This is a genomic window from Microcoleus sp. FACHB-68 (assembly GCF_014695715.1).
Taxonomy (GTDB): Bacteria; Cyanobacteriota; Cyanobacteriia; order Cyanobacteriales; family Oscillatoriaceae; genus FACHB-68.
In genome coordinates, this window is the sequence record NZ_JACJOT010000009.1 from 395,961 (window position 1) to 421,636 (window position 25,676).

The 25,676-nt window shown below is 46.7% G+C and carries 12 protein-coding genes and 1 pseudogene; 10 read left to right on the forward strand and 3 right to left on the reverse strand.

Annotated features, from left to right (window positions below; all coding sequences use genetic code 11):
* Window positions 1-1,460 precede the first annotated feature (1,460 nt).
* On the forward strand, window positions 1,461-2,327 hold the full coding sequence (locus tag H6F73_RS17040; protein WP_190759965.1) for a sulfotransferase: 867 nt from the start codon (window positions 1,461-1,463) through the stop codon (window positions 2,325-2,327).
* On the opposite strand, the gene H6F73_RS17045 is transcribed toward H6F73_RS17040, so the two are convergent.
* On the reverse strand, window positions 2,310-2,981 hold the full coding sequence (locus tag H6F73_RS17045; RefSeq protein WP_190759966.1) for a Fe2+-dependent dioxygenase: 672 nt from the start codon (window positions 2,979-2,981) through the stop codon (window positions 2,310-2,312). The genes H6F73_RS17040 and H6F73_RS17045 overlap by 18 nt on opposite strands.
* Before the next feature lie 41 nt (window positions 2,982-3,022).
* On the opposite strand from H6F73_RS17045, the gene H6F73_RS17050 reads away from it, so the two are divergent.
* The 5 genes from H6F73_RS17050 to H6F73_RS17075 all read left to right on the forward strand — a co-directional run bounded on the left by H6F73_RS17050 (window position 3,023) and on the right by H6F73_RS17075 (window position 21,668).
* Window positions 3,023-10,183 carry a DUF4347 domain-containing protein gene (locus H6F73_RS17050; RefSeq protein WP_190759967.1) on the forward strand — a complete coding sequence of 2,387 codons (7,161 nt, stop codon included), beginning with the start codon at window positions 3,023-3,025 and terminating at the stop codon, window positions 10,181-10,183.
* Between the two features lie 267 nt (window positions 10,184-10,450).
* Window positions 10,451-12,505: a TIGR03032 family protein gene (locus H6F73_RS17055; protein ID WP_190759968.1), complete on the forward strand. Its 2,055-nt coding sequence runs from the start codon at window positions 10,451-10,453 to the stop codon at window positions 12,503-12,505.
* A 100-nt stretch (window positions 12,506-12,605) separates the two neighbouring features.
* On the forward strand, window positions 12,606-16,319 hold the full coding sequence (locus H6F73_RS17060; RefSeq protein WP_190759969.1) for a putative Ig domain-containing protein: 3,714 nt from the start codon (window positions 12,606-12,608) through the stop codon (window positions 16,317-16,319).
* Between the two features lie 150 nt (window positions 16,320-16,469).
* Entirely contained in the window at window positions 16,470-21,143 is a 4,674-nt protein-coding gene (locus H6F73_RS17065; protein ID WP_190759970.1) for a putative Ig domain-containing protein, read from the forward strand.
* A 351-nt stretch (window positions 21,144-21,494) separates the two neighbouring features.
* A complete protein-coding gene (locus H6F73_RS17075) occupies window positions 21,495-21,668 on the forward strand; it encodes a hypothetical protein (protein WP_190759971.1) in 174 nt (57 codons plus the stop codon).
* A 14-nt stretch (window positions 21,669-21,682) separates the two neighbouring features.
* Here H6F73_RS17075 and H6F73_RS17080 read toward each other — a convergent pair whose 3' ends face one another.
* Entirely contained in the window at window positions 21,683-22,288 is a 606-nt protein-coding gene (locus tag H6F73_RS17080; protein ID WP_190759972.1) for a class I SAM-dependent methyltransferase, read from the reverse strand.
* 221 nt (window positions 22,289-22,509) lie between these two features.
* Here H6F73_RS17080 and H6F73_RS17085 point away from each other — a divergent pair, with 221 nt between their 5' ends.
* Complete coding sequence (locus H6F73_RS17085) at window positions 22,510-22,983, forward strand: regulatory protein RecX (protein WP_190759973.1); 474 nt, start codon at window positions 22,510-22,512, stop codon at window positions 22,981-22,983.
* A 129-nt stretch (window positions 22,984-23,112) separates the two neighbouring features.
* Here H6F73_RS17085 and H6F73_RS17090 read toward each other — a convergent pair whose 3' ends face one another.
* On the reverse strand, window positions 23,113-23,541 hold the full coding sequence (locus H6F73_RS17090) for a DoxX family protein (protein ID WP_190759974.1): 429 nt from the start codon (window positions 23,539-23,541) through the stop codon (window positions 23,113-23,115).
* A gap of 345 nt (window positions 23,542-23,886) precedes the next feature.
* Here H6F73_RS17090 and H6F73_RS26645 point away from each other — a divergent pair.
* The 3 genes and pseudogenes from H6F73_RS26645 to H6F73_RS17105 form a co-directional block, all read left to right on the forward strand.
* Window positions 23,887-24,039, forward strand: a pseudogene (locus H6F73_RS26645) (S-layer homology domain-containing protein); the annotation flags it as partial.
* Window positions 24,040-24,164: 125 nt separating this feature from the next.
* On the forward strand, window positions 24,165-25,055 hold the full coding sequence (locus tag H6F73_RS17100; protein WP_190759976.1) for an alpha/beta hydrolase: 891 nt from the start codon (window positions 24,165-24,167) through the stop codon (window positions 25,053-25,055).
* 229 nt (window positions 25,056-25,284) lie between these two features.
* Complete coding sequence (locus H6F73_RS17105) at window positions 25,285-25,641, forward strand: hypothetical protein (RefSeq protein ID WP_190759977.1); 357 nt, start codon at window positions 25,285-25,287, stop codon at window positions 25,639-25,641.
* Window positions 25,642-25,676 lie beyond the last annotated feature (35 nt).

Below are 25,676 nucleotides of genomic sequence, written 5' to 3' on the forward strand. Positions count from 1 at the left end.
TGCTAATGTCCGCGCATAGGTTTTACAGAAGTTTATTCTTTAGCCTTCCCAAGTTTCTGCTCTCTGTATCACTTCAGCTAAAAAACTGGAGAACCTTTTATCTCCTCCCTTATTGATCCCTGGCACTCAGGCTATCCAGGATGAGAGTCTGAAAGTTTAGTGTCGCGCCGGCTTGGTTTTTATTTTTATAATTGATTAAACAAAACTAGCAATAAGCCACCTTCTTTAGTTTAAAGCTCTATTTGCAGAATACAAGCAGCCTTTTCACTCATTCAATAAGTATTAATACTGAATTATTTTTCTTTAGGGACTAAATTATGCTGATTTTCACCTAAATCTGTCTCCCGAGGGTTTTTATTGCTTCCAGGCTGTATTAGATGAGTTTTAGAGAAACATCTGCATAAATATTTATTCGGCAGTAAAAGCTTTTATGCCGGCACAATTTTTTCTATAAAAAATAGGATAAAATTTGTATTTTTATAGAAAACTTACATTCCCTAAGTTTAAAAATTAATTAATCTATTTAATAAAAATCACTTAAAATACACCCTTCTTTTCTCCATCTAAAACGAAATTTTAAGGTTTTTGTAAATATTAATTTTATTGAAAGCTTCAATTCTTGTTTGTCTATATTAATGCTTTAATTTATATTAATTCCCTGTTTGTTGCTAGTTTAATGTCCTATTGCCTTAATCTAGCTTTAGGAAGATGCCGGCCTTTTTTTAATTAAGTTGGTATAGCAGAGGATGCCGGCTTTGAAGCGCCCACTATTACACCGAATAGTCCCCGTCACCGCACTATCATTGCGAAAGCTTAACATTCAAGCTTTTTAGCATAATGTTGAAAACCCTGGTTCTGGGAAGTGGAGATGAAACAATCTCTCACCCAGCCAGGGTTTTTGCGATCTTGATGGGTGGGATTGAATGCCCGTGATACAGACCTGGAAAAAACAAAATACTTAATTCTTTAGTATATCCAATATTTTTTTTAAAATCAATCCTCGCCAGATAGATTTTTGTGGGATATTATAAAAATTAGAGTGCTAGAAAAAAATTAATCCATATTCTCTCGATAGAGATTTTTGTTTCAGAGGGACAGCTACCAAACTCAGCCTTAAAAACCTTTCCAACCTTGAAAATTACTTATTCTCGTCATTTTTAAGACTGCTTGCACTCCCAAAATATTAGCCTTACTTTCACTACTTATCAATCCACACAGCTATTTTTACTTTGATGCAACCCATCCGGATAGTTTCTTCATTTGAACGAATATTTACTCGGCTATTACGCTTCTTGCCCTAGTAGAACGCCTTAAGCCGCTCGCCTAAATCGCACAGGTGGCAAATTGTTGCTTATCCTTAATACTTAGTTTCGCCAGTGCGGGAAGTTTACAATGCTTTAACTATCGCGTTTGTTGAGATCCTTCCCATCTGTTCAACTTGCCCATTTTTGTTTTAGACAATGCCTGAAAAAATTCACTTTATTTCTGGACTGCCACGTTCAGGTTCCACATTACTAGCGGCAATATTGCGGCAAAACCCTCGATTTCACGCCGGCATGACTTCTCCTGTTGGGGCATTAGTTGAGCGGATGCTGGAAGCCATGAGCGAAAACAATGAATATTCGGTTTTTATCTCGCCAGAACAAAAACAAGCGCTAATTCAGGGGATTTTTTCAGCTTACTACCAAGCGCAAGCGGATAAAAGCGTTATTTTTGACACTAACCGGCTTTGGTGTGCGAAATTAAGCTTAATTGCGGAATTATTTCCCAATGCCAAAATTATTTGCTGCGTCAGAAACATTGCCTGGGTAATGGACAGCATTGAGCGCTTAATTCGCCAAAATGCTTTTGATATTTCTGGATTATTTGGCAACCCAACAGAACGGGCAACGGTTTACACAAGAACTGAAGCATTAAGCCAAGGTGGAAGATTGGTTGGTTTTGCTTATAATGCCCTCAAGGAAGCATTTTATAGCGAACATTCACATCGTATTTTATTAATTGATTACGATTTATTTACTCAAAAACCTGATAAAACAATTGCCTTAATTTATCAATTTATCGGAGAAGAAAATTTCAACCATGATTATGAAAACATTGAGTATGAAGCAGCAGAATTTGATGATAAACTCAAAACAAGAGGATTGCATAACATCCGAAAAAAAGTTGAATTTCAGCCGCGACAAACTATTTTGCCGCCAGACTTATATGAGCGATTTAATAACTTGTCATTTTGGGCAGAACCGAGTTATAGCAAAGCCAGCGTTATTGTAGCCAAACCCAAAGCAGATGCTCCCAAAACTCCCTCCTTAAACCTCAGCCCATAGACGGATTAAATTTGTAAAAGCTTTGCAGAGTGAATCAAACTCAGGGGTTTTTCCCTCTTTCGCAAAAATGCTTTGACGAGCCGTATCAATTTCAAATAAAATCTCACGCTGATGCGCGTCTCGAATCAAACTTTGTACCCAAGTAACGGCTGCCAATCTTATTCCTTGAGTGACGGTTTCAACACGATGCAAGGACGTTGAAGGATAGACTACCAAGGCACCGGCATCTAATTTAAAAGCTTGTTCTCCGTGAGGACTTTCTATCACCAACTCACCGCCAGTGTAACTTGATGCTGGACTCAAAAACAAAGTTACAGAAAGATCCGAGCGCATCACATAATTATGATCTCTCATAATCGCTTGATCAACATGAGTTCCATATTTCATTGCCGGCTCATACCGGCTAAACATAGCAGGACGTATAAATTTCGGTCGCGCGGCCATTTCAAAAGGTTGCGCTCGCCAGAGAGCTTGGATCACCACCTTATTAAGTTCTCGCGCCAAATTAGTATCAGCTTTTAATTGCAGGTTGTGCTTCAGTGGCGCTGCTACACCCGCTGTCAGTTTGCCATCGATAAACTCACCGTTTTCGAGTTGGGAAGTGATCCAATTTAACTCTTCGGGAGTTAACACATTTCCGATACAGCAAATCATCGTAGTAATTCAATCCATTCCAACAAAAAACAACCAATCCTATGAACACCGAAACTAACCTGGGACAGTCGCAAATTATTATTGTCGATCCAACCGTTAAAAATTATCAACAACTGCTCGCCGGCATTAACGCAGGTACACAAGTTGTTATTCTTGATGACACCCAAGATGGGGTCGAGCAAATTAGCGAAATTATCGCCGGCACCTCCAATCTAAGCGCGGTTCATATTATTTCACACGGCAGTCCGGGCAGTTTAAAGCTCGGAGCAACCCAACTCAACGGTGAAAACTTAGAAAGCTATTCCCATTTATTGCAACAGTGGCAATCGAATTTGGGTGAAACTGCCGATATTTTATTGTATGGGTGCGATGTCGCGGCAGATCCTTCTTTTATTGCACGACTGAGCGAAATCACCGGGGCAGATATTGCTGCTTCTGATAACAAAACCGGCAGTAGTGCAGTTGGCGGAGATTGGGATTTAGAAATCGCAACTGGCAGCATTGAAACGGCAACTCCCCTCTCTGCCGAAGCGATGGACGCTTACGAGTATGTCCTGGCAGACTTTGCGGTTACAGTTGCCAATGACGACGGAACCGGCAACACCGTCGGCACCTTAAGCTGGGCAATTTTGCAAGCGAATAACACGGCAGGGGATGACACCATCCTTTTGAACACCAATGTCATCACAGCCAACCCGCAAATCGCAATTGACAGCAATATCAACATTATTGGCAATAATAATATCGTCAGTGGGGATGCCAATAATAACGGGATTAATGATTTTGGTGATGTCCGTCCCTTCTTTGTGAGGTCGGGGGTTGTCAGCTTCTCCAATTTAAGTGTTACGGGTGGCCGAGCGCAAGGTGGAGATGGCGGTGGTGGTGCTGCCGGTATGGGGGGCGGACTATTTATTTATGGCGGAACGGTAACGCTCAGTAGTGTCAGCTTCTCCAACAACTCTGCAGTCGGCGGCTTTGGCGGCAAAGGTGGCACTGGCGGATTTTTCGGCAGCTTTAGCAGCGGCGGCGGCGGCTTTGGCGGCTTTGGCGGCACTGGCAGCTTTGGCAGTAATGGCACTGGCAACACTGGTGGCACTGGCGGCACTGGCGGATTTTTCGGCGGCACTGGCGGCACTGGCGGCACTGGCGGCAGCTATGGTGGCACTGGCGGCACTGGCGGCACTGGCGGCACTGGCGGCACTGGCGGCTTGTTTGCTGGCGGTGGCGGCGGCGGCAATGGCGGCAATGCCGACATTGCCGGCACTGGCGGCACTGGCGGCACTGGCGGCAATGGCGGCTTTGGCGGCGGCGGCGGCTTTGGCGGCGGCGGCGGCATTGCTGGCAATGGCGGCGTCTTTAGCGGCGGCGGCAATGGCGGCAATGGCGGCAATGGCGGTTATGGGGGCGGCGGCGGCGGCTTTGGCGGCAGCGACTTTGGCAGCTTTGGCGACTTTGGCGGTTATGGCGGCTTTGGCGGCGGCGCTGGCGGCTTTTACGGCGGCGGGGGTGCCGGCTTTGGGGGAGCGATATTTATTCGCACCGGCACGTTAAACCTCAACGTTACTACCTTCACCGACAACAGTGCCATAGGCGGCGGTAGCTTCGCCCCAGCCCCTGGCCAAGGTAAAGGCGGGGCCATTTTTGCGATGCAATCCCTTTCCAACAGCAACGGCAACAACCAGGGAATGCCCTCTAGCCTCCCCACCGTCAATGCTGTCGGCAGCCTGCCCAACTTCAGCGGCAACAACGCTGCCAACAACGCCAACCCCAACCCCACGACTTCTGGCGTTGCGGCAGATAACGAGGACGTTTATGGGGTGATTAATGTACAGCTTTTACCCACCGCCAGCATCAGCGCCGGCACTCCTGCAACAGAAGCCGGCACCCCCGGCATCTTTACCGTCACCCTCAGCAGTGCGGCATCGAGCGCCACTACCCTTAATTACACTGTTGCCGGCAGTGCAACCAACGGCACAGACTACACCGCTTTAACCGGAACTGTGACGATAGCTGCCGGTCAAACTTCTGCCACAATTGATGTCAGTGCCATTAACGACACCTCAGTTGAGTTCAACGAAAACATCAACCTCACCCTTGCTGCCGGCACCGGCTACAGCATCGCCGCCTCCCCGAATAACAGTGCCACGCTAACCATTGAAGATAACGATATCGGGTATGGCATCTTTTCTGTTGGCGGCGATGAAGGTTTATTCATCCTCCCAGAAGGCAACACCGGCGCAACCAACGCGCCCTACAGGATCTTTCGTAATGGACGCACTGATGTCGCCAGCAGCGTAGATCTGAACTTTGGGGGAACTGCCACCAACGGCAGCGACTACAACAACATCATTGTCACCGGCACCGGCATTACCTTAACCGGAAATACCATTAATTTTGCTGCCGGTGCAACAGAAGCAACCCTCACCCTCGACGTTTTAGGTGATGTTGTCGATGAAGATAACGAAAATCTCCAAATTTCCCTCACTCCCAGCACCACCCCTGCCGGTTTTCAAGCAGCAACCGATTTCAACTACTTGACTTCTGCCACGACAACCATCACAGATGATGACACAGCCGGCTTCACCATCACGAATGCCGATGTCATTCTCAACACCAGCGAAGCCGGGGGAACCGCAACCTTTACCGTTGCACTCAATACGCAACCCACTGCTGATGTCACCATTGCCTTCAGCAGTAGCAACAGTGCAGAAGGCACAGTTACTCCACTAATAACATTCAATTCCAGCAATTGGAACACCCCCCAAACCGTTACCCTCACCGGCGTTGATGATAATGTTGTCGATGGCAATATCGCCTATCAAATCACCGGCACCGTTTCCAGCACCGATGCCAAATACAGCGCATTAACCTTCCCATTAGTTTCAGCCAGCAACAGCGACAACGACATTGCCGGCGTCACAATTACCCAATCAGATGGCATCACCTCATCTGCCGAAGGTGGCGCAACAGACACTTACCAAATTGCCCTAAATACAATTCCCACCGGCAGCGTTGATATTACCGCCACCGCCGACACCCAAACCGAAATCAGCCTTGATGGCACCACATTTTCTAACAGCTTAACCTTCTCGCGTACCGACACCAGCGCTCAAACAATTACCGTGCGAGCCATCAATGATAGTGTCGTAGAAAATAACCATGCCGGCACCATCACCCACACTATCAGTAGCAGTGCCGCTACTGAATATCCCACCACACTCGTCATTAATCCCGTCACCGTCAATATCACCGACGCCAACCAACCCCCCACCGTTACTAATATCAGCAAACCCGGCAGTGAAGATACCGCAATTACCTTTACAGCGGCTGATTTCACCGGCGCATTTACGGATGCAAATAGCAACAGCTTAACCCGAATTCAAATTGCCTCCTTACCCAGCAGCGGCAGCCTGACATTAAATGGAGTTGCTGTCGCCGCAGGAGATGAAATTGAAGCTGCCAATCTCGGCAACCTTTCCTTCACTCCCAACCCCAACTTTAACGGCAATGTCAGCTTTGACTGGAATGGATTTGACGGCACCGCTTACGCAGCTACCAACGCCACAGTCAACCTCAATATCACACCCGTTAATGACGCACCCATCGTCACCAATATTGCCAAAGTCGCACAAGAAGACACAACCATTTCTTTCACCTCGGCTGACTTCACCGGCACCTTTAGTGATGTTGACGCCAACAGTCTCACCAAAATCCAAATTACCACCTTGCCGGCTAACGGCACCCTCAGCTTAAATGGCGTTGCCGTCACAGCCAATCAAGAAATTGAGTTTGCGGCTTTAGGCAATCTATCTTTCACCCCAACGGCTAATTTCACCGGCAGCACCAGTTTTAATTGGAATGGCTTTGATGGCACTACTTATGCAGTTGCCGGTGCAACCGTTAACCTGACACTCAATCCCATCAATGATCTGCCGGCACTCAGTAATATCAGCCTATCAGGCGATGAAGACAGTGCCATTACCTTCACAGCCGCTAACTTCACCAGCGCCTTTACGGATGCTGACGGCGACACCCTCACAAAAATCAAAATTACCGCACTGCCGGGTAATGGAAACCTCACCTTAAACGGAGTTTCTGTTGCAACCAATCAAGAAATCGCCGTTGCAGAAATAGCCGGTTTAACCTTCACTCCCAATCCCAATTTTAACGGCACCTTCAGCTTGGGTTGGAATGGCTTTGACGGCACAAGTTATTCCGCAACGAATGCACAAATCAACTTAACCGTTAACCCAATAAATGATTTGCCGGTTGTCAGTACAATTAGCAAAACCGGAAGTGCCGGCATCGCAATTGCCTTTGCTTCCGCTGACTTCCAAAGTGCCTTTGGAGATTTAGATAATAATCCGCTCAACAAGATTCAAATAACCTCACTTCCCGGTAATGGAAGTCTGACATTAAACGGAGTAGCGGTTACACCCAATCAAGAAATTGAAGCGGCGGCTTTAGCAAGCCTTGCCTTTACACCAAATGCTGGTTTCTCTGGAGTCATTACCTTTGGTTGGAATGGCTTTGATGGCACCGCTTATGCGGCTGCCGGCGCGAATGTTAGCTTAGCGGTTGATGTAATTAACACCGCGCCAACTTTAGGGAATATTGCTAAAGTCGGGAATGAAAATGCTGACATTGCCTTTACTGCCGCTGACTTTACCAGCCAGTTTATCGATGCGGATAATAATCCGCTAACTCTCGTTAAAATTACCTCGCTTCCTACTAACGGAACCCTCAAACTCAGCGGTGCCTCTGTCACAGCGAATCAAGAAATTGAAGCAGCAGTTTTAGGCAATCTTGTTTTTTCCCCCAATGCCAATTTTGATGGCACAACCAACTTTACTTGGAATGCGTTTGATGGCATTGCCTACGCAGCGGCTGCTGCAAGTGTTAACCTCACCGTCAATAATGTTAATAACCTGCCGATTGTCAGTACGGTGGTTAAACAAGGCGATGAAGATACAAACATTGTATTTGATGCAACTGACTTTACGGGTGCCTTTGGAGATTTAGATGGTGAGAATTTAGCGAAGATTCAGCTCACCTCGCTACCTCAAAATGGCACGCTAAGTTTAGCCGGCGCTGTAGTAACGGTTAATCAAGAAATTGCGGTTGCTGAACTCAACAATCTCACCTTTACACCGACAGCTAATTTTAATGGAGCGGTTACTTTTAACTGGAATGCTTCAGATGGCACGGCGTATGCGGCAACAGGTAGCACAGTAAGTTTAACGGTTAAGCCTGTTAATGATCCGCCGACGTTATCGGCAGCAATTAGTGATCAAAGTGCGGTGCAAAATACCGCCTTTAATTTCACGGTTGCCGAGAATACGTTCACGGATGTTGATGGCGACACCCTCACTTACAGCGCCAGTTTAGAAAATGGCGAACCTTTACCAAGTTGGTTAAGCTTTAACCCGACAACCCGCGCATTTTCAGGAACGCCAAACCCAGATGATTTAGGCGCACTTAATGTAAAAGTGACGGCATCCGATGGCGTGGCAACTGCCAGTGATGTGTTGACTTTAACGGTTAATGCGACTCCGAATACTGCGCCGGTAGTGGCAACACCCATTTCAGATCGTACGGCAACGGCGGGAACAGTCTTTACTTATACATTCCCAGAAAATACGTTTGTTGATGCGGATGGGGATGCGCTGACTTATGCGTTGACGCTGGCGGATGGTAGTCCCTTGCCGGCATGGTTGAGTTTCGATTTGCAAACACGCACGATTTCAGGGACACCTCCAGAAGGGACGGCGGCAACGTTTGATGTTTTGGTGACGGTTAAGGATGCGGAGGGTGCTTCTGCCGGTGATAGCTTTAATTTGGCGGTGAGTGTACCAACACCGACTCCGACACCTGAACCCACTCCGACTCCGACACCTGAACCCACGCCGACTCCCACTCCTAACCCAATACGCTTCCCAATACCGGCACCAACTCCCAACCCAACACCGGCACCCACCCCAACGTCTACCGATACCAGTTGCCTCTGCGATATTTTCCCCACGCCTAGTTTAGTTGCTGCCACAATTATTCCGAATCTTGTTGAAAGCAATTTTAATGGGGAAAATGGTGTAGATTCTTTTGTCGGAAATTCTGCCGCAGAAGCGTTTTCTGGTGAAGGCGGTAATGACATTATTGTTGCAATGGATAGCAATGATAATGTTTATGGCGGTGATGGCGATGACTTGCTGTTTGGCAATATTGGTGCTGATTTTATCGATGCCGGTGTTGGCAATGATATCGCTTTTGGCGGTCAAGATGCGGATGGCATATTAGGTGGCGATGGTGATGATATTGTCTTAGGCGATATCGGCAATGATACTATCCTTGGCGGTGCCGGCAATGATTTATTATTCGGCAATATTGGCGATGATTTCATTGATGGCGAAGCCGGGAATGATACGATTTTTGGCGGCAAAGATAATGATGCTTTGTTGGGGAATGCCGGCGATGATGTTGTCTTAGGTGATATCGGGAACGATACGATTGTTGGGGGTGCCGGCAATGATCTGCTATTTGGTAATGTTGGCGCTGATTTTATCGATGGCGGCGACGGTAACGATACGATTTTTGGCGGCAAGGATCATGACATCCTCAAAGGAAGCTTAGGGAATGATATTCTCCTCGGTGATATTGGCAATGACACTCTTTGCGGTGGTGAAGGCAATGATAGTGTCTTTGGTAATGCCGGCGATGACATTATGGATGGGTGTGAGGGTGATGATACTCTCTACGGGGGTAAGGATAATGACACTTTAGTTGGCAATGTCGGCAATGATTTGCTCAATGGTGAATTGGGTAATGATTCGCTTTACGGAAATCAAGGTAGTGACACTCTTGATGGTGGGGATGGCAATGACACACTTTATGGCGGCAAGGATAATGATGTACTGACTGGCGGTAATGGGGATGATGTACTGATTGGGGATTTGGGTAATGATATCCTGACTGGCGGTGCCGGCAGTGATATTTTCTTCTTGAAAGTTGGTGCCGGCAGCGATACGATTACCGATTTTATGGATGGTGAAGATTTCCTGAGTTTAAGTGCCGGTTTAACCTTCGCAAATCTCACGATTACTTCGGGTAATAACGCTGCTTTGATTAGTGCCGGTGATGAACTTCTTGCTTCTTTAACTGGAGTGCAAGCCGGCTTGATCACTGTCAATGATTTTGCCCAAGTGTAGTCACACATACCCTCTGCCTCACATCTCAGCAAGGCAGAGGGAATAGGACGGTTTTCCCCAAGAATTTTGCGGCTATCAGTCGAGTAGGGTGCGTGACTCACGCACCCTACTGTATTGAGTGCCGGCTGACAAAAAAACTCATAACAAAAATAACCTTTTTTCAGATTTAGTGAAAATAATCAACTCTACACAGAAAGATTTTTTTGGGTTAGGGTAGAGGCTGCCGGCGTGTCCAAAATGTGTCACGCTTTATGGAGATTTTCTTCAGTGATACAGCTATCGAACTCAGCCTCAGAACCCTCTCCAGTCTTGAAAATTACTTGTTCGCGTCATTTTCAAGACTGGTTACACTCCCAGCAAATTAGCCTCGCTTTCACGACTTATCAATCCAACCGGCTATTTTTAATTGGATTAAAACCAGACGGGCAACTTTCTGCGTTTAATCGCAGTTTTGACCGGCCAATGGGACTGTATGCTACAGATGAGCGGCTTTACATGAGCACACGATTTCATCTGTGGCAAATTGAAGGCATCAGTGTAAATACTGCCGGCAAAGAAAGCTTTAATTCCTACCAAGACTATGACAAAATTTATCTGCCGCGAACCGGGTATATTACCGGCGATTTAAACACCCATGATGTCGTAGTTCTTCCAGAATCTGAAGAAATCGTTTTTGTTAATACGTTGTTTAGCTGCCTTGCCACTGTTCATCCGCAGTACAGCTTTAACCCGATTTGGAAACCTCCTTTTATCTCCAAACTTGTCCCCGAAGATCGCTGCCACCTCAACGGAGTCGCGGTAGTCGAGGGAAAACCCCGCTATGTTACTGCCGTGAGTGATTCGGATGTGGCGTCAAACTGGCGGCAAAAGCGGGATAAAGGCGGAGTAATCATGGATGTGCAAACAGATGAGGTACTCGTTGCCGGTCTTTCCATGCCCCACTCACCCAGAGTTTACAACGGCAAACTGTGGCTGCTCAACTCCGGCACTGGGGAATTTGGATATGCGGATCTTGACACCGGCAAGTTTGAACCCGTTGCCTTTTGTCCGGGTTTTGTGCGGGGATTAGCATTTCACAACCATTTTGCCATTGTGGGAATGTCTAAACCCCGCGATGGACGCTTAGCCGGCTTGCAACTTGAACAAAACCTAGCCGCCAGAGGAACCGTTGCCTATTGCGGCTTAATGGTGATTGACTTAAATGCCGGCAAGATTGTCCACTGGCTGCAACTGGATGGGGAAGTCTGCGAATTGTACGATGTTGCGGTATTGCCGGGAGTGCGTCAAGCCGCCATTATCGGATTAGAAGGCGATGAAATTGAGCGTCTTGTAACATTCCCGAATGCTCAAGGTATTGTTATCACAAAACCTGCCGTCGCATCGGCAAAAGGGGAACCCATTAACGCCCCATCCCCAATCCCCGATTCCCCATCCCCAACATCATTCCAGGTTAAATACCAAATGGTGCATAACCTGGATGTTGCTTCTTCTTGTGAATACGATGCCCTAACCTTTCCGAGTCTTAAAAAACGCTGGCAAACCCGACAACTGCGAGGCGACTTGTTGGGCGTATCCGCCTCAGTTGGTGGGCAGCTTGTTGGCTTTGCAATTGCAGAAGTTTTGCCAGAAGACAAGCGTGCTGAAATCATTTCTTTTTTGGTTGTTCCAGAGTTTCGCAATCAAAAGATTGGAACTCAATTACTTTACTTTTTAGAAAAAGGATTGGCAGATAATGGCTGCCGGCAAATAGACATTTCTTATCAGCAAACACAAATAACTCAGTTAGCCTTAGAACCGATTCTCAGGAAACTAAGCTGGCAACCACCTGAATCAAAATTTTTGCTGTGTAAAACCACAACGGAAAAAATTGCTCAAGCACCTTGGCTGTACAAAACCAAGTTGCCGGCAGAGTTTGAAATTTTCCCTTGGCAGGAATTAACGCAAGCCGAAGCGCAAAAAATTATTGAGCGAAAAGACTATCCAGAAGCTTTAAGTCCTTTTGGAGATGCCGGCAGAATCGAATTTCTCAATAGTTTAGGATTGCGCTATCAAGGCGAAGTGATTGGCTGGGTGGTAACTCACCGGGTTGCGCCGGATACCATTCGCTATTCTTCCTTATTCGTTTCAGAGAACTTCCAAAAATTCGGACGGGGTATTCCAGCTTTGGCGGAAGCAATTCGACGGCAAATTGCGAGTTCCGTGCCTTACTGTACCTATTCTATTGCTTGGGAGAATGAAGCCATGCGGAATTTTTCAAGACGCCGAATCGAGCCTTATTTAACTTTTTGTAGTGAAGCACGGCATTCATTTAAGCAACTTTAAACACAGAGAGGCTGTCAGAGAAAAATAGCCGAGGTCTAGCAAAGGAAGTCTGCAATCAGACTTCACCCATGACTGATAACGAAATTAGGAGAAACTAAAAATGGCAGCTTTTCAAGAACAAACCGGCAGCAATAACCCCTTTAATGGTGTTGATGTGGGGGGTTCCAGCAAACCAACCTTAGGCGATATTGACGCTGATGGGGATTTAGACGCTGTTATTGGTGACAGTACATATTACAATTCGCAGGGGACTTCGGATGGCAAAATCCGCTACTACCGCAACGATGGGGGCACTTTCATCGAACTTTTCGGCACGAGTAAACCCTTTGACGTGTCTGCGGTCGGTAGTAGTAGGCTCGCCCCTAGTGTCGCCCCAACCTTGGGCGATATTGACTCTGATGGGGATTTAGATGCTTTTATTACGGTAATAAGACCTACTCTTCTTGCGGAACAGGACGGCACAAGCCGCTACTACTACCGCAACGATAGCGGGACATTTAGCGAGCAAACTGGCAGCAATAATCCCTTGAACAATGTGTATGTGGGGTTTAGCAGCGCCCCAACCTTTGCCGATATAGACAATGATGGAGATTTAGATGCTTTTATTGGGGCATGGGACGGCACAATCCGCTACTACCTCAACGATAGCGGCACCTTTAGCGAGCAAACTGGCAGCAGTAACCCCTTTGACGGTGTGGATGTGGGGAATAACAGCAAACCAACCTTTGCCGATATAGATGGGGATGGGGATAGTGATGCTTTTATTGGGACAAGTGACGGCATAATCCGCTACTATCGCAACGCTGGCGGGACATTTAGCGAGCAAACTGGCAGCAATAACCCCTTGAACGGTGTAGATGTGGGGTATGACAGCGCCCCAACCTTTGCCGATATAGATGGAGATGGGGATAGTGATGCTTTTATTGGGGAACGTGACGGCACAATCCGCTACTACGAAAACGTGCCCGTAAGCATCGCCGCCGGCACGTCTCCAACAGAAGCCGGGACAACGGGCACCTTTATCGTTCGTCTCAGTGAGCCGGCACCGGATGGTGGCCTGACGGTATCTTACACGGTAGGGGGTACAGCCTCCAGTGGCACCGACTACAATGCTTTATCGGGAACTGTCTCCTTTGCCGCCGGGGAAACAGTTGCCACAATTAATGTCGTTCCCATCCATGATACGATTGTCGATCAAAATGAGACGGTACAAGTTACCCTCACTAACACGACGAGTGCCGCGGTAAGGGTTTCGCCCAATAACACCGCCACGCTAACCATTGAAGATAATGATATCGAATATGCCATCGTGGCCGGCACTCCTACAGTAGCGGAAGGAAACATCGGCAACACCACACCCATCACCTATACCATTACCCGCACAGGGCGCACAGATCAAGCCAGCAGCGTCAATTTTGACTTAGCCGGCACCGCTACCAATAACGCAGATTACACCCTAGCCAGGGTTTCCGGAGCCGGTGGTAGCAGTAGCACTCCCGACGAAAATATCATGTACTTTCTTGACGGTTCAACAACTGCAACCATCACCCTAGATGTATTAGGCGATGTTGTGGATGAAGATAACGAAACCGTAGAAATTTCTCTTTTTTCCCCTACTGCACCTGCCGGTTTCCAAGCAACAGTTCCCGTCGCCACGCCTGCCAGGACAACAATTACTGATGACGATACGGCAGGCTTTAGCATTACCCCTGTCGGTGTCACGCTCAACACAAATGAAGCCGGGGGAACGGCAACTTTTACCCTTCAGCTAGATACTCAACCGACATCTGATGTCACTATTGCTTTAAATAGCAGCAACACTGCCGAAGGAACTGTCACTTCATCGGTGACATTTAATTCCACTAATTGGAATACTCCTCAAACTGTCACGATTACAGGGCAAGATGATCTTAATGCTGATGGGGAAGTTGCCTATCAAATTATCACGGACGGTGCTGTTAGTAGTGATGCCAACTATAACGGTTTAGATGCGCCAGATATTAATGTCACCAATACCGATAACGATAGTCCTGGCACTACAATTACTCAATCAGATGGCATTACATCTGTTGCTCCACGGGGAGTTACCGACAGTTACCAAATTGCCTTAAATACCGTTCCTACCGGCTCTGTAGAAATTACGGTGACTGCTGACGCACAAACCCAAATTAGTTTAGATGGAACCACGTTTTCCAACACTCTAACCTTCACTCGTAGCGATCTCACCGCCCAAACAATTTCTGTACGAGCTGTGGATGATTCTATTGTTAGTGAAGGCACTCATGCCGGCACGATTACCCACGCAATTACAAATAGCCCAGATAGCAATTATCCGACCACGCTAGCGATTAATTCGGTTAATGTTTCCCTCACGGAGAATACTGCGCCGACTGTTGCAACGCCAATTTCAGATACCCAGGCGACGGCGGGAACACTCTTTAGCTATACCTTCCCGAACAATACGTTTGTTGATGCCGATGGCAATGCGCTGACTTATACGTTGACGCTAGCAGATGGCAGTCCCTTACCGGCCTGGTTGAGTTTCGAGGAGCAAACCCGCACGATTTCAGGGACGCCCCCAGAAGGGACGGCAGAGACGTTTGATATTTTGGTAACGGCATCAGATACTGCCGGTGCCAGTAATAGTGAGCGCTTTAATTTGGCGGTGAGTAATCCGACGCCAACCCCGACACCTAATCCAACTCCAAGACCGACACCTAACCCAACACCGGCACCCACAGCAACACCCACAGCAACACCCACACCAACTCCTGGCATTGCCGATCTAGGAAATCTTGCACTTGGCATCCCCATCATTCCCAATATCAATGAAGTTGAATCTACTCTTACTGGGGGCGAGTCGGACGATACAATCACCGGCACAAATGCAGCCGAAGCAATTGATGGCTTTGCCGGCGATGATTGGCTCTTTGGCAGTGGCGCTAATGACAATCTCATCGGCAGTGACGGAATTGACATCTTATTTGGAAATGCCGGCGCTGATAATATCGATGGCGGCAATGATATTGACGTAATCTTTGCCGGTAAAGACAATGATGTTGTCTTAGGACAAGATGGGGATGATTTGCTGTTTGGTGAACAGGGAAATGACACGGTTCATGGAAGTGCCGGCAATGACTATATTAATGGCAATGCTAATAATGACACCCTCGATGGTGGTAATGGTAATGACACAATCAATGGGGGCAAAGATAATGATCTGCTCATTGGAAACCTAGGCGCGGATCTGCTGCTTGGAGATATAGCCAACGATACTGTTGTTGGCGGTGATGGCAACGACTACCTCAACGGCAATGTGGGCAATGATCTCCTCGATGGTGGTAATGGTAATGATACCCAGAGCGGCGGCAAAGACGAAGATATTCTCATTGGCAATACCGGCGATGATACCCTGAGCGGGGATGCCGGCAATGATGCACTCTACGGCAACGCGGGTGCGGATCTTTTGGATGGCGGCGATGGCAATGATAGCCTCCACGGCGGCAAAGATGATGACACTCTCATCGGCGGTAGTGGGGATGATATTCTCAGTGGAGATATGGGGAATGACAGTTTAATCGGCGGTGCCGGCAATGATCGTTTTGTGCTGAAAGTCGGTGCCGGCAGTGATACGATTACTGATTTCACAGATGGGGAAGATTTGCTGGGTTTAAGTGCCGGTTTAACGTTCGAGAATCTTACGATTACTGCGGGTAATAATGCTACTTTAATTCTTGCCGGTGATGAACTGTTAGCTTCCTTAAAGGGAGTAGAAGCCGGCTTGATTACCGGCGAGGATTTCACCAGCATCTAAACTTATCAAGCCGGTTGGATTGAGTGAGTTTCAACCCAATCGGCTTGATAATCAGCGAAAATTACAAAAACTAGTCTTGAATTTATACAAACATTCCTCATTTTTTGGGTAATGTTTTTAACTTAATTATTTAATGAGGAGCAACGAACAATGGCAACTTTTCAAGAACAAGCCGGCAGCAATAACCCCTTCAACGGTGTGGATGTGGGGGAAGGAAGCCGCCCAACCTTTGCTGATATTGACTCAGATGGAGATTTAGACGCTTTTATTGGGGAACTATTGTACGGTAAAGTCCGCTACTACCGCAACGATGGCGGGACGTTTAGCGAGCAAATCGGCAGCAATAACCCCTTAAACGATGTGAATGTGGTGGCTTACAGCGCCCCAGCCTTAGCCGATATTGACTTGGACGGGGATCTAGACGCTTTTATTGGGACAAGTAGTAATGGCACAATCCGCTACTATCGCAACGATGGCGGGACATTTAGCGAGCAAATCGGCACCAGCAATCCCTTTAACGGTGTGGATGTGGTAGATGTCAGCAAACCAACCTTTGTCGATATGGACGGTGATGGGGATTTAGATGCTTTTATTGGGGCTTATGATGGCACAGTGCACCACTACCGCAACGATGGCGGGACATTTAGCGAGCAAACTGGCACCAGTAACCCCTTTAACGGCGTAGATGTGGGGCGTCTCAGCGCCCCAGCCTTAGCCGATATTGACTCAGATGGAGATAGTGATGCTTTTATTGGGGAAGAAAACGGCACAATCCGCTACTATCGTAACGATGGCGGGACATTTAGCGAGCAAATCGGCACTAATAACCCCTTAAACGGTATAAATCTCGGTTCTCAGAGCACCCCAACCTTTGCCGATATTGACAGTGATGGGGTTTTAGATGCTTTTATTGGGGCACGGGATGGCACAATTCGCTACTACGAAAATGCGCCCGTTGTGAGGATCGCCACCGGCACCTCTCCAACAGAAGCAGGGACAGCCGGCACCTTTATCCTCACCCTCAGTGAGCCGACACCTGTCGCTGGCATCACGGTATCTTACACAGTGGCAGGTACTGCCTCCAATGGCACCGACTATGATGCTTTATCGGGAACAGTCTCTTTTGCGGCAGGGGAAACAGTTGCCACCATTAACGTCGTTCCCACCGACGATGCAATTGCCGATCCAAACGAAACTGTTACCCTTACCGTCACCGACACTGCGAGTTACAACGTCGCGGTTGTGCCCAATAATACCGCCACGCTAACCATTGAAGATAATGATATCGAATATGCCATCGCCGCCGGCACCCCCACAGTCGCGGAAGGAAACACCGACAACACCACTCCCATCAAGTATACCATTACCCGCACAGGGCGCACAGATCAAGCCAGCAGCGTCAATTTTGACTTAGCCGGCACCGCTACCAATAACGCAGATTACACCCTAGCCGGAGTTGCCGGCGCAAACATTACCAATACCGGAAATACCGTTAACTTTGCTGCCGGTGCAACCGTCGCCACCGTCACCGTTGATGTTGCCGGCGACGTTGTCGATGAAGAAGACGAAACCGTGCAAATTTCTCTTTCTTCCCCTACTGCACCTGCCGGTTTCCAAGCAACCGTTCCCGTCGCCGCGCCTGCCACGACAACAATTACTGATGACGATATAACCGGCTTTAGCATTACCCCTGCCGGTGTCACCCTCAACACAAATGAAGCCGGAGGAACGGCAACTTTTACGGTTCAGTTAAATACTCAACCTACATCTGATGTCAGCATTGCTTTAAGCAGCAGCAATACTGCTGAAGGAACTGTCTCTTCATCAGTAACATTTAATTCCCTCAACTGGAATACCCCTCAAACTGTCACGATTACTGGACAAGATGATCTCAATGCTGATGGGGAAGTTGCCTATCAAATTACTACTGCCGGTGCTGTTAGCACGGATGCCAAGTATAACGGTTTAGATGCACCTGATATTAATGTCACCAACACCGATAACGATAGTGCCGGCATCACAATTACTCAATCCGGTGGCATCACCTCTGTTGCGGAAGGGGGTGTTAGCGACAGTTACCAAATTGCCTTAAATACAATTCCCACAGGCAGCGTTGAAATTACGGTGACGGCAGACGCCCAAACCCAAATCAGTTTGGATGGAACCACGTTTTCCAACACTCTAACTTTCACCCGTAGCGATCTGGGCGCTCAAACAATTGCTGTACGAGCTGTCGATGATTCTATCATCAGTGAAGGCACTCATGCCGGCACGATTACCCACGCGATTACAAATAGCCCAGATAGCAATTATCCCACAACGCTGGCGATTAATTTGGTTAATGTCAGCCTTACTGATAACGACAATCCGCCGACGGTTACGAATATCAATAAAGCAGGCGTTGAAGACACCGCTATTACTTTTACTGGGGCTGATTTTACGGGTGCCTTTAGCGATGTTGATGGCAACAGTTTAACGAAAATTCAGATTGTGACATTACCGGCCAATGGCAACTTAAGTTTAAATGGCACGGCTGTCACAACAGGGCAAGAAATTGCCTTGGCTTCTTTAAGCAATCTTTCTTTCACGCCATCTGCTAATTTCAATGGCAATGTTAGCTTTAATTGGAAGGGGTTTGATGGCACAGCTTACGCGGCTGCCGATGCGACAGTTAACTTAAGTTTTAGCGCCATTAATGATGCAGCGACTGTCACTAATATTGTCAAAGCCGGCACTGAAGATATCGCCATTACTTTTGCAGCAGCTGATTTTACTGGTGCCTTTAGTGATGTTGATGGCAACAGTTTAAACAAAATTAAAATCACTTCTGTCCCCGGAAACGGCACCCTAAAGTTGAGTGGGGTTGCCGTGGCAGTTAATCAGGAAATTGAGGTTGCCAATGTCGGCAATCTTTCCTTCAGCCCATCTGCCAATTTTAACGGCAATATTAGCTTTAATTGGAATGGGTTTGATGGCACGGCTTATGCGGCTGCCGACGCAACAGTAAATTTAACGGTTAGCGCGGTTGATGATCTGCCAACGTTATCAACAGCTATTAATGATCAAAGTGCAACACAAAATACTGGCTTTTATTTAACGGTTGCCGAGAATACTTTCACCGATGTAGATGGCGACACCCTAACTTATAGCGCGAGTTTAGAAAATGGGGGTGCTTTGCCAAGTTGGTTAAGCTTTAACCCAACAACGCGCACGTTTTCAGGAACACCAGCACCGAATAATTTAGGGGCAATTAATGTAAAAGTCTCCGCATCAGATGGCGTGGCAACTGCCAGCGATGTGTTGACTTTAACCGTTAACGCAACACTGAATACTGCGCCGGTAGTGGCAACACCTATATCAGATCGCACGGGGACGGCGGGAACCGTCTTTAGTTATACGTTCCCAGAAAATACGTTTGTGGATGCGGATGGGGATGCGCTGACTTATACGTTGACGCTGGCGGATGGCAGTCCCTTGCCGGCATGGTTGAGTTTTAATGCACAAACACGCACGATTTCAGGGACACCTCCCGAAGTGACGGCAGGGACGTTTGCTATTTTGGTAACGGCATCAGATACTGCCGGTGCTTCTGTCGGTGATAGCTTTAATTTGGCGGTGAGTGCTGCCACACCCACTCCTACACCCAACCCAATACCAACGCCGGCACCAATTCCCAACCCAACACCGGCACCAACTCCCAACCCAACACCGGCACCAACTCCTAACCCAACACCGGCACCCGCTCCCAACCCAACACCCACACCGGCACCCACAGCAACACCCGGCATTGCGAATCTGGGAAATCTTGCACTTGGCATCCCCATCATTCCCAATGTCAATGAAGTTGAATCAACGCTTAATGGGGGCCAGTCAGACGATACAATCACCGGCACAAATACAGCCGAAGCAATTGATGGCTTTGCCGGCAGTGATTGGCTGTTCGGCGGCATTGGTAATGACAATATCATCGGCGGTGACGGAATTGATATTCTATTTGGAAATGCCGGCGCTGATTATATCGATGGCGGCAATGATATTGACGTAATCTTTGCCGGTAAAGACAATGATGTTGTCTTAGGACAAGATGGGGATGATTTGCTGTTTGGTGAACAGGAGAGTGACACTGTTTTAGGCGGTGCCGGCAATGACTATATTAATGGCAATGCTAATAATGACACCCTCGATGGTGGTAATGGTAATGACACAATCAATGGGGGCAAAGATAATGATCTGCTCATTGGAAACCTAGGCGCGGATCTGCTGCTTGGAGATATAGCCAACGATACTGTTGTTGGCGGTGATGGCAACGACTACCTCAACGGCAATGTGGGCAATGATCTCCTCGATGGTGGTAATGGTAATGATACCCAGAGCGGCGGCAAAGACGAAGATATTCTCATTGGCAATACCGGCGATGATACCCTGAGCGGGGATGCCGGCAATGATGCACTCTACGGCAACGCGGGTGCGGATCTTTTGGATGGCGGTGATGGCAATGATACCCTCCACGGCGGCAAAGATGATGACACACTGATCGGCGGTAGTGGCGATGATATTCTCAATGGGGATATGGGGAATGACAGCTTAATCGGTGGTGCCGGCAATGATCGTTTTGTGCTGAAATCGGGTGCCGGCAGCGATACGATTACCGATTTCACAGATGGGGAAGATTTGCTGGGTTTAAGTGCCGGTTTAACCTTCGAGAATCTCACCATTACTGCGGGTAATAACGCTGCTTTGATTAGTGCCGGTGATGAACTTCTTGCTTCTTTAAGTGGAGTGCAAGACGGCTTTATCAATGTTAATGATTTTGTCCAAGTGTAGTTAGACAAATTGCCTCTGCTGTCATCTAATATCATGTTGGGCTAAAGTTAAGTTCTGGCGGGGTTTTCACCCCGTCAGGAGTTTATTTGCTGAGGAGAAATTGGCTTTAGTCACTTGGCAATCTGTAGGATTTTTCGATTTAGACGACCCTCGAAACCGAATAGTATTTGTACAAATTATTGGGTAGCGAAACATTTAAAATATCGTGCCGGCAGAAAGTTAGAGGATGTCTAAAGACAGAGGTATGATCGCTGAGGGTGGAAATCTCTACACCCCGGCATACACAATTTCATGAGACGAATTGGTAAAATATATTCAAAGGATTATCAAACTGACTGAGAAGCATTGACGATGAAAAAGTCAATTTTAAGCATTGCACTGTTCGCTTGGTTACTGCTATTGATTACCGCTCCCTTCGCAGCATTCGCTAGTTTAATGCTGTTTGTCGTGGGTGCCGCATTTCTCCGTACTTTTTGGAGTTTATTCGCTGTCTTGATAGCCGGTGATTCCCATGAGTCATCCTAATTACTCTTTAAGGCTTAGGAGGGGTGAGCAAAAATGGTTAACAAAACCGGCCCTAACAAATAGTAATGACCCACACAATTAAATCCTGATTCAATTCCCAATAGTTCACGAGCTTGCGAACTGTAAAACCGGATATCACCGGGAGAAACCCCTAAATAGTGAGGCTGGGATTGCTGGTTGGTGGTAATATCAACTAAATAAAACTTTCCACCTTTTTGCAAGACCCGGCTGACTTCTGCAAACACTTGTTCAGGGGAGGGGTAGTGCAAAAAACTCAGGGTGTTGAAAATAGCATTAAACTGACCATCTGCAAAGGGAAGTGCAAGGGCGTTTCCTTGTATGTAAATAAGACGAGGCCGGTGATGATTGCGGCTGCGGGCTTGACGGATCATTTGAGCAGATAAATCTAAGCCGGTGCCACGCAAATCTGGAAAAGTAGCGGCCAATCTTGAAAGCAGCCGGCCTGTTCCACAACCTAGATCCAAAACATTGGGTTGAGGAGGTAAATCAATATATTCAAGCAACCTTTGGTGAATTGCTTGATAAATGACAGAGGGGAAAAGAGAGTCGTAGGAAGGTGCCCACAGATCAAACAGTTGCTCTTTGTTATTCACCGGCATGATTGGTTACGGTAGCGTGTAACCGCGTTTAAGGTTAGATAGGCGGGACAGTTAGTAACCTTTTCTTCCTGACTATTATAGACAATATTGAAGAAGTTTACTAATAAATCGATTCTGACATACTGGAAAGACAGGGTAGTTTCTTTAATTTATTCAGCTTTTAAATTTGTTTTATAATTTAATAGCGAGTAATTTCATTATTAAAGCAGGTTATTGTCTTCATGAGCAGTTGTATTGACTATTTCTATAACATTTTGTCTCGCCGCGACTATAGCGCTGCCGAACTTCGCAAAAAAGCACATGAGAAAGGCTTTGAGCAAAGCGAAGTTTTAGAAGCGATTAATTACCTTCAAGAAATGGGCGCTCAATCCGATTCAAAGTTAGCGGCTAACCTAATTGCCTCTTATACAAAAAAATATGGCAAATCTGTGATGAGGCGCAAATGCATGGAAAAAGGAATTTCTATGGATTTGTTTGATCAAGCCTGGAACGAACACCTTGAACAAATGGAGGGTGAGGAAATAGATCAACTGGCTGGATTAAAAGCTAAAGTGATGCGAAAGTACAGTATCGATACTTTTCGCCAGCTCGATCCAAAAACCAAATCAAAGTTATGGAATTACCTGCAATATCGCGGGTTTAATCCTTTTGAACTATTACAAAAATGGCAAATAGAAGAGGAAGCACTGGATTAACCGGCATTTGCCCACCCCGATGACTTTCCCTTTCCTAAAACCGCTCGCCATAAGCTCTTTTGCTTTCAACTTTCTGTCACTTAGCCAGCATCTGCGGTTTTCAAACAAAAAATTAACTTTAGTTAAACTCTAGTCTTTACTTAATTTAGGTAGATTAGGAATAATTGAAGCTTGCTGATTTCCCTCATTCGGTGGGGTATATAACCAAGCCCAAGCTATAAAAACTGCTTGGAAAGGTAGCCTTATCCAATAGAGGATTGGAATGTGAGGAATTCCTTCAATTGGGATGCTATTGACAGCCTGGTTAATATTGGCTGGAAACACAGCGATAAAAAGTGCAATGAGTCCCCAAGCTGCTGCACGACTCACCGGCGGGACTAATAGCCCGATTCCACCCAAAATTTCAAAAAAGCCGCTAATATAGACCAATTCTAGCGGATACGGAAGTTGCGGTGGCACGATTCTCACAAATGGAACGGGTACGGCAAAATGCAGCACTCCGACTACTACCATAGCGACAGCAAGGATAACGCGCCAAATTTCCTTTTGGGATTTCATAATAAAAATTGAGCCTGACTTTTCAGTAAGAAACATTAACACCGATACAAGCGTCACTTCACCCACCCGCAGACGTAGATATCAGGGGTGAGCAGTCAGGGATTTTAATGTGTCAGACTATGGATAAAGTCTGCTTTCTTTTTTCTCAACTTTTATCTAGACAAACGCCGACTTATTTGAAAAAAACCTAACTTTCTTAAGAGGTGAAAACCGATGTTAAACTTTTTTAAAAGCTTTTATCATCCCGCTACAGTTATTTTAGGAATGACATTGATAGTAGCGCCGGCAGCTATCGCACAACAACCGCAACAGATAGAGCAAGCCGCACCGCAAAAGAGTATGACTTACGGTTGCTTTGCCGGCTATCCCGATGATACGTTTCGCGGCGATCAACCTGTAAGCCGGTATGAATTTGCTGCGGGGTTGAGTGCTTGTTTAGATCAAATTCGTCAACTAATAGAAAGTTCCCCTTCACAAGGCGTAACGAAAGAAGATTTAACCGTGCCTGCAGCTCAACTAGAGCGATCTCGGCAAGAGTTAGATAATTTACGTGATCGCCTAGATACTTTAGATCCTGAGAGTAAATAAAATGCTGGCTATTAAGGTAACTTTCAGGATGCAATATGTCTGCACATAAATTTGCTAGCTTTCTGCCGCCGGCAGTCAACTTTTTAAGAGAATCTACCTCAATTTCTCTCGCCCAGAAAATCCAGCAAATTCCCATTCTTACACCCCTCCATTCCCAACCGATTGCCACCGCCTGCGTGCGACAAGGAATTGGTGGGACTCCCCTCGTCTTGCTGCATGGTTTTGATAGTTCTATGCTAGAGTTTTCCCGACTTCTTCCCCTCCTAGCTAACCACAACGAAACTTGGCTTTTTGATTTATTGGGATTTGGTTTTACAGAGCGACTATCAGGGCTTTCATTTACCCCGGCAACTCTTAAAACGCATCTTTATTATTGCTGGAAAAGCTTAATTGATCAACCAGTAATTTTAATAGGAGCTTCAATGGGCGGTGCCGCAGCAATTGATTTCGCGCTCACCTATCCCGAAGCCGTTAAAAAGCTAATTTTAATCAATAGCCTCGGTTATTCAAGTTGGTTGTCTATCGGGCAATTGTTATTTCCTCCTTTTGACTATTTAGCGGTTGAATTTTGGCGACAGCGAAAACTCCAAGCCTTGACACTTGGCAGCCTCAGCGGTTGGGATTCCCATTCGCTTGAGGCTTTAAGATGCGTTTGTTTACACATGGAAATGCCGGCTTGGCATGAAGCGTTGAGCAACTTTACCAAAAGTGGAAGTTACGCTGGGCTAGAGGATAAAATTCCCCTCCTCAATACCCCAACGCAAATTTTATGGGGAGAACTTGATAATGATTTGGGAACTGACGATGCGAGGAAGTTTAAGCAAAATATCAAGAATTCACAGCTCATTTGGCTCTCTAACTGCGGTCACACTCCCCATTTAGAAAAGCCGGCTCCTACTGCCCAACATATTCTAGAATTTAGGTAAACTGTTTAGGTATAAATTACTTGAAAACGCAACAATTAAAAGCACAGGCTGCTAAATTTTTCATGGGAACATAGTTTTTAACTATTTATCAAAAAATTGCTAAAAATCAAGATTCAAGCTTAACGAAATAACCCTATATTTATACCGTAAAATCCGCATTCTTAGGGCTGCAAAGCCGTTGGTTATAAGCTAAAATAGAAGTAAGTCACAAACCCATTGTTTTGCGATTATGAAAATCCAATCTTCCATGTTAGTTCATCTGGGATTCGGCAAATACGTGCGCTCCGATCAAGTCACAGCGCTGGTGCCGGTTGAGGAAGATCGGGGTCCAGGGCGACGAACTTTTGTTCATGTAGAAGGGCAAACAAATCCGATTGTCGCTGCGCGTGCTGAAGACACGATTGTGCGCGATTTAGTGCAAGAACCGCGTGAGGTAACTCAAGCGCGTCAGCAACAAGATATCCTGCAAGATTTGCTAGTAGATTTGGGCAATGTCAACGCAACTGTGCGCCGAATCAGTCGTGACGAAGGAGGGCTGGATCTCGAACGTTTAGAACGGCGTATTCGCCAAGTTTTAGAGTCATAGTAAATTCCAGAGTTGAGTCTAAAATGAGCTAGCTC

Coding starts and splice junctions, on each gene's coding strand:
- H6F73_RS17040 (WP_190759965.1), top strand. CDS start 1,461: ATGCCTGAAAAAATTCACTTTATTTCTGGACTGCCACGTTCAGGTTCC.
- H6F73_RS17045 (WP_190759966.1), bottom strand. CDS start 2,981: ATGATTTGCTGTATCGGAAATGTGTTAACTCCCGAAGAGTTAAATTGG.
- H6F73_RS17050 (WP_190759967.1), top strand. CDS start 3,023: ATGAACACCGAAACTAACCTGGGACAGTCGCAAATTATTATTGTCGAT.
- H6F73_RS17060 (WP_190759969.1), top strand. CDS start 12,606: ATGGCAGCTTTTCAAGAACAAACCGGCAGCAATAACCCCTTTAATGGT.
- H6F73_RS17065 (WP_190759970.1), top strand. CDS start 16,470: ATGGCAACTTTTCAAGAACAAGCCGGCAGCAATAACCCCTTCAACGGT.
- H6F73_RS17075 (WP_190759971.1), top strand. CDS start 21,495: ATGAAAAAGTCAATTTTAAGCATTGCACTGTTCGCTTGGTTACTGCTA.
- H6F73_RS17080 (WP_190759972.1), bottom strand. CDS start 22,288: ATGCCGGTGAATAACAAAGAGCAACTGTTTGATCTGTGGGCACCTTCC.
- H6F73_RS17085 (WP_190759973.1), top strand. CDS start 22,510: ATGAGCAGTTGTATTGACTATTTCTATAACATTTTGTCTCGCCGCGAC.
- H6F73_RS17090 (WP_190759974.1), bottom strand. CDS start 23,541: ATGAAATCCCAAAAGGAAATTTGGCGCGTTATCCTTGCTGTCGCTATG.
- H6F73_RS17100 (WP_190759976.1), top strand. CDS start 24,165: ATGTCTGCACATAAATTTGCTAGCTTTCTGCCGCCGGCAGTCAACTTT.
- H6F73_RS17105 (WP_190759977.1), top strand. CDS start 25,285: ATGAAAATCCAATCTTCCATGTTAGTTCATCTGGGATTCGGCAAATAC.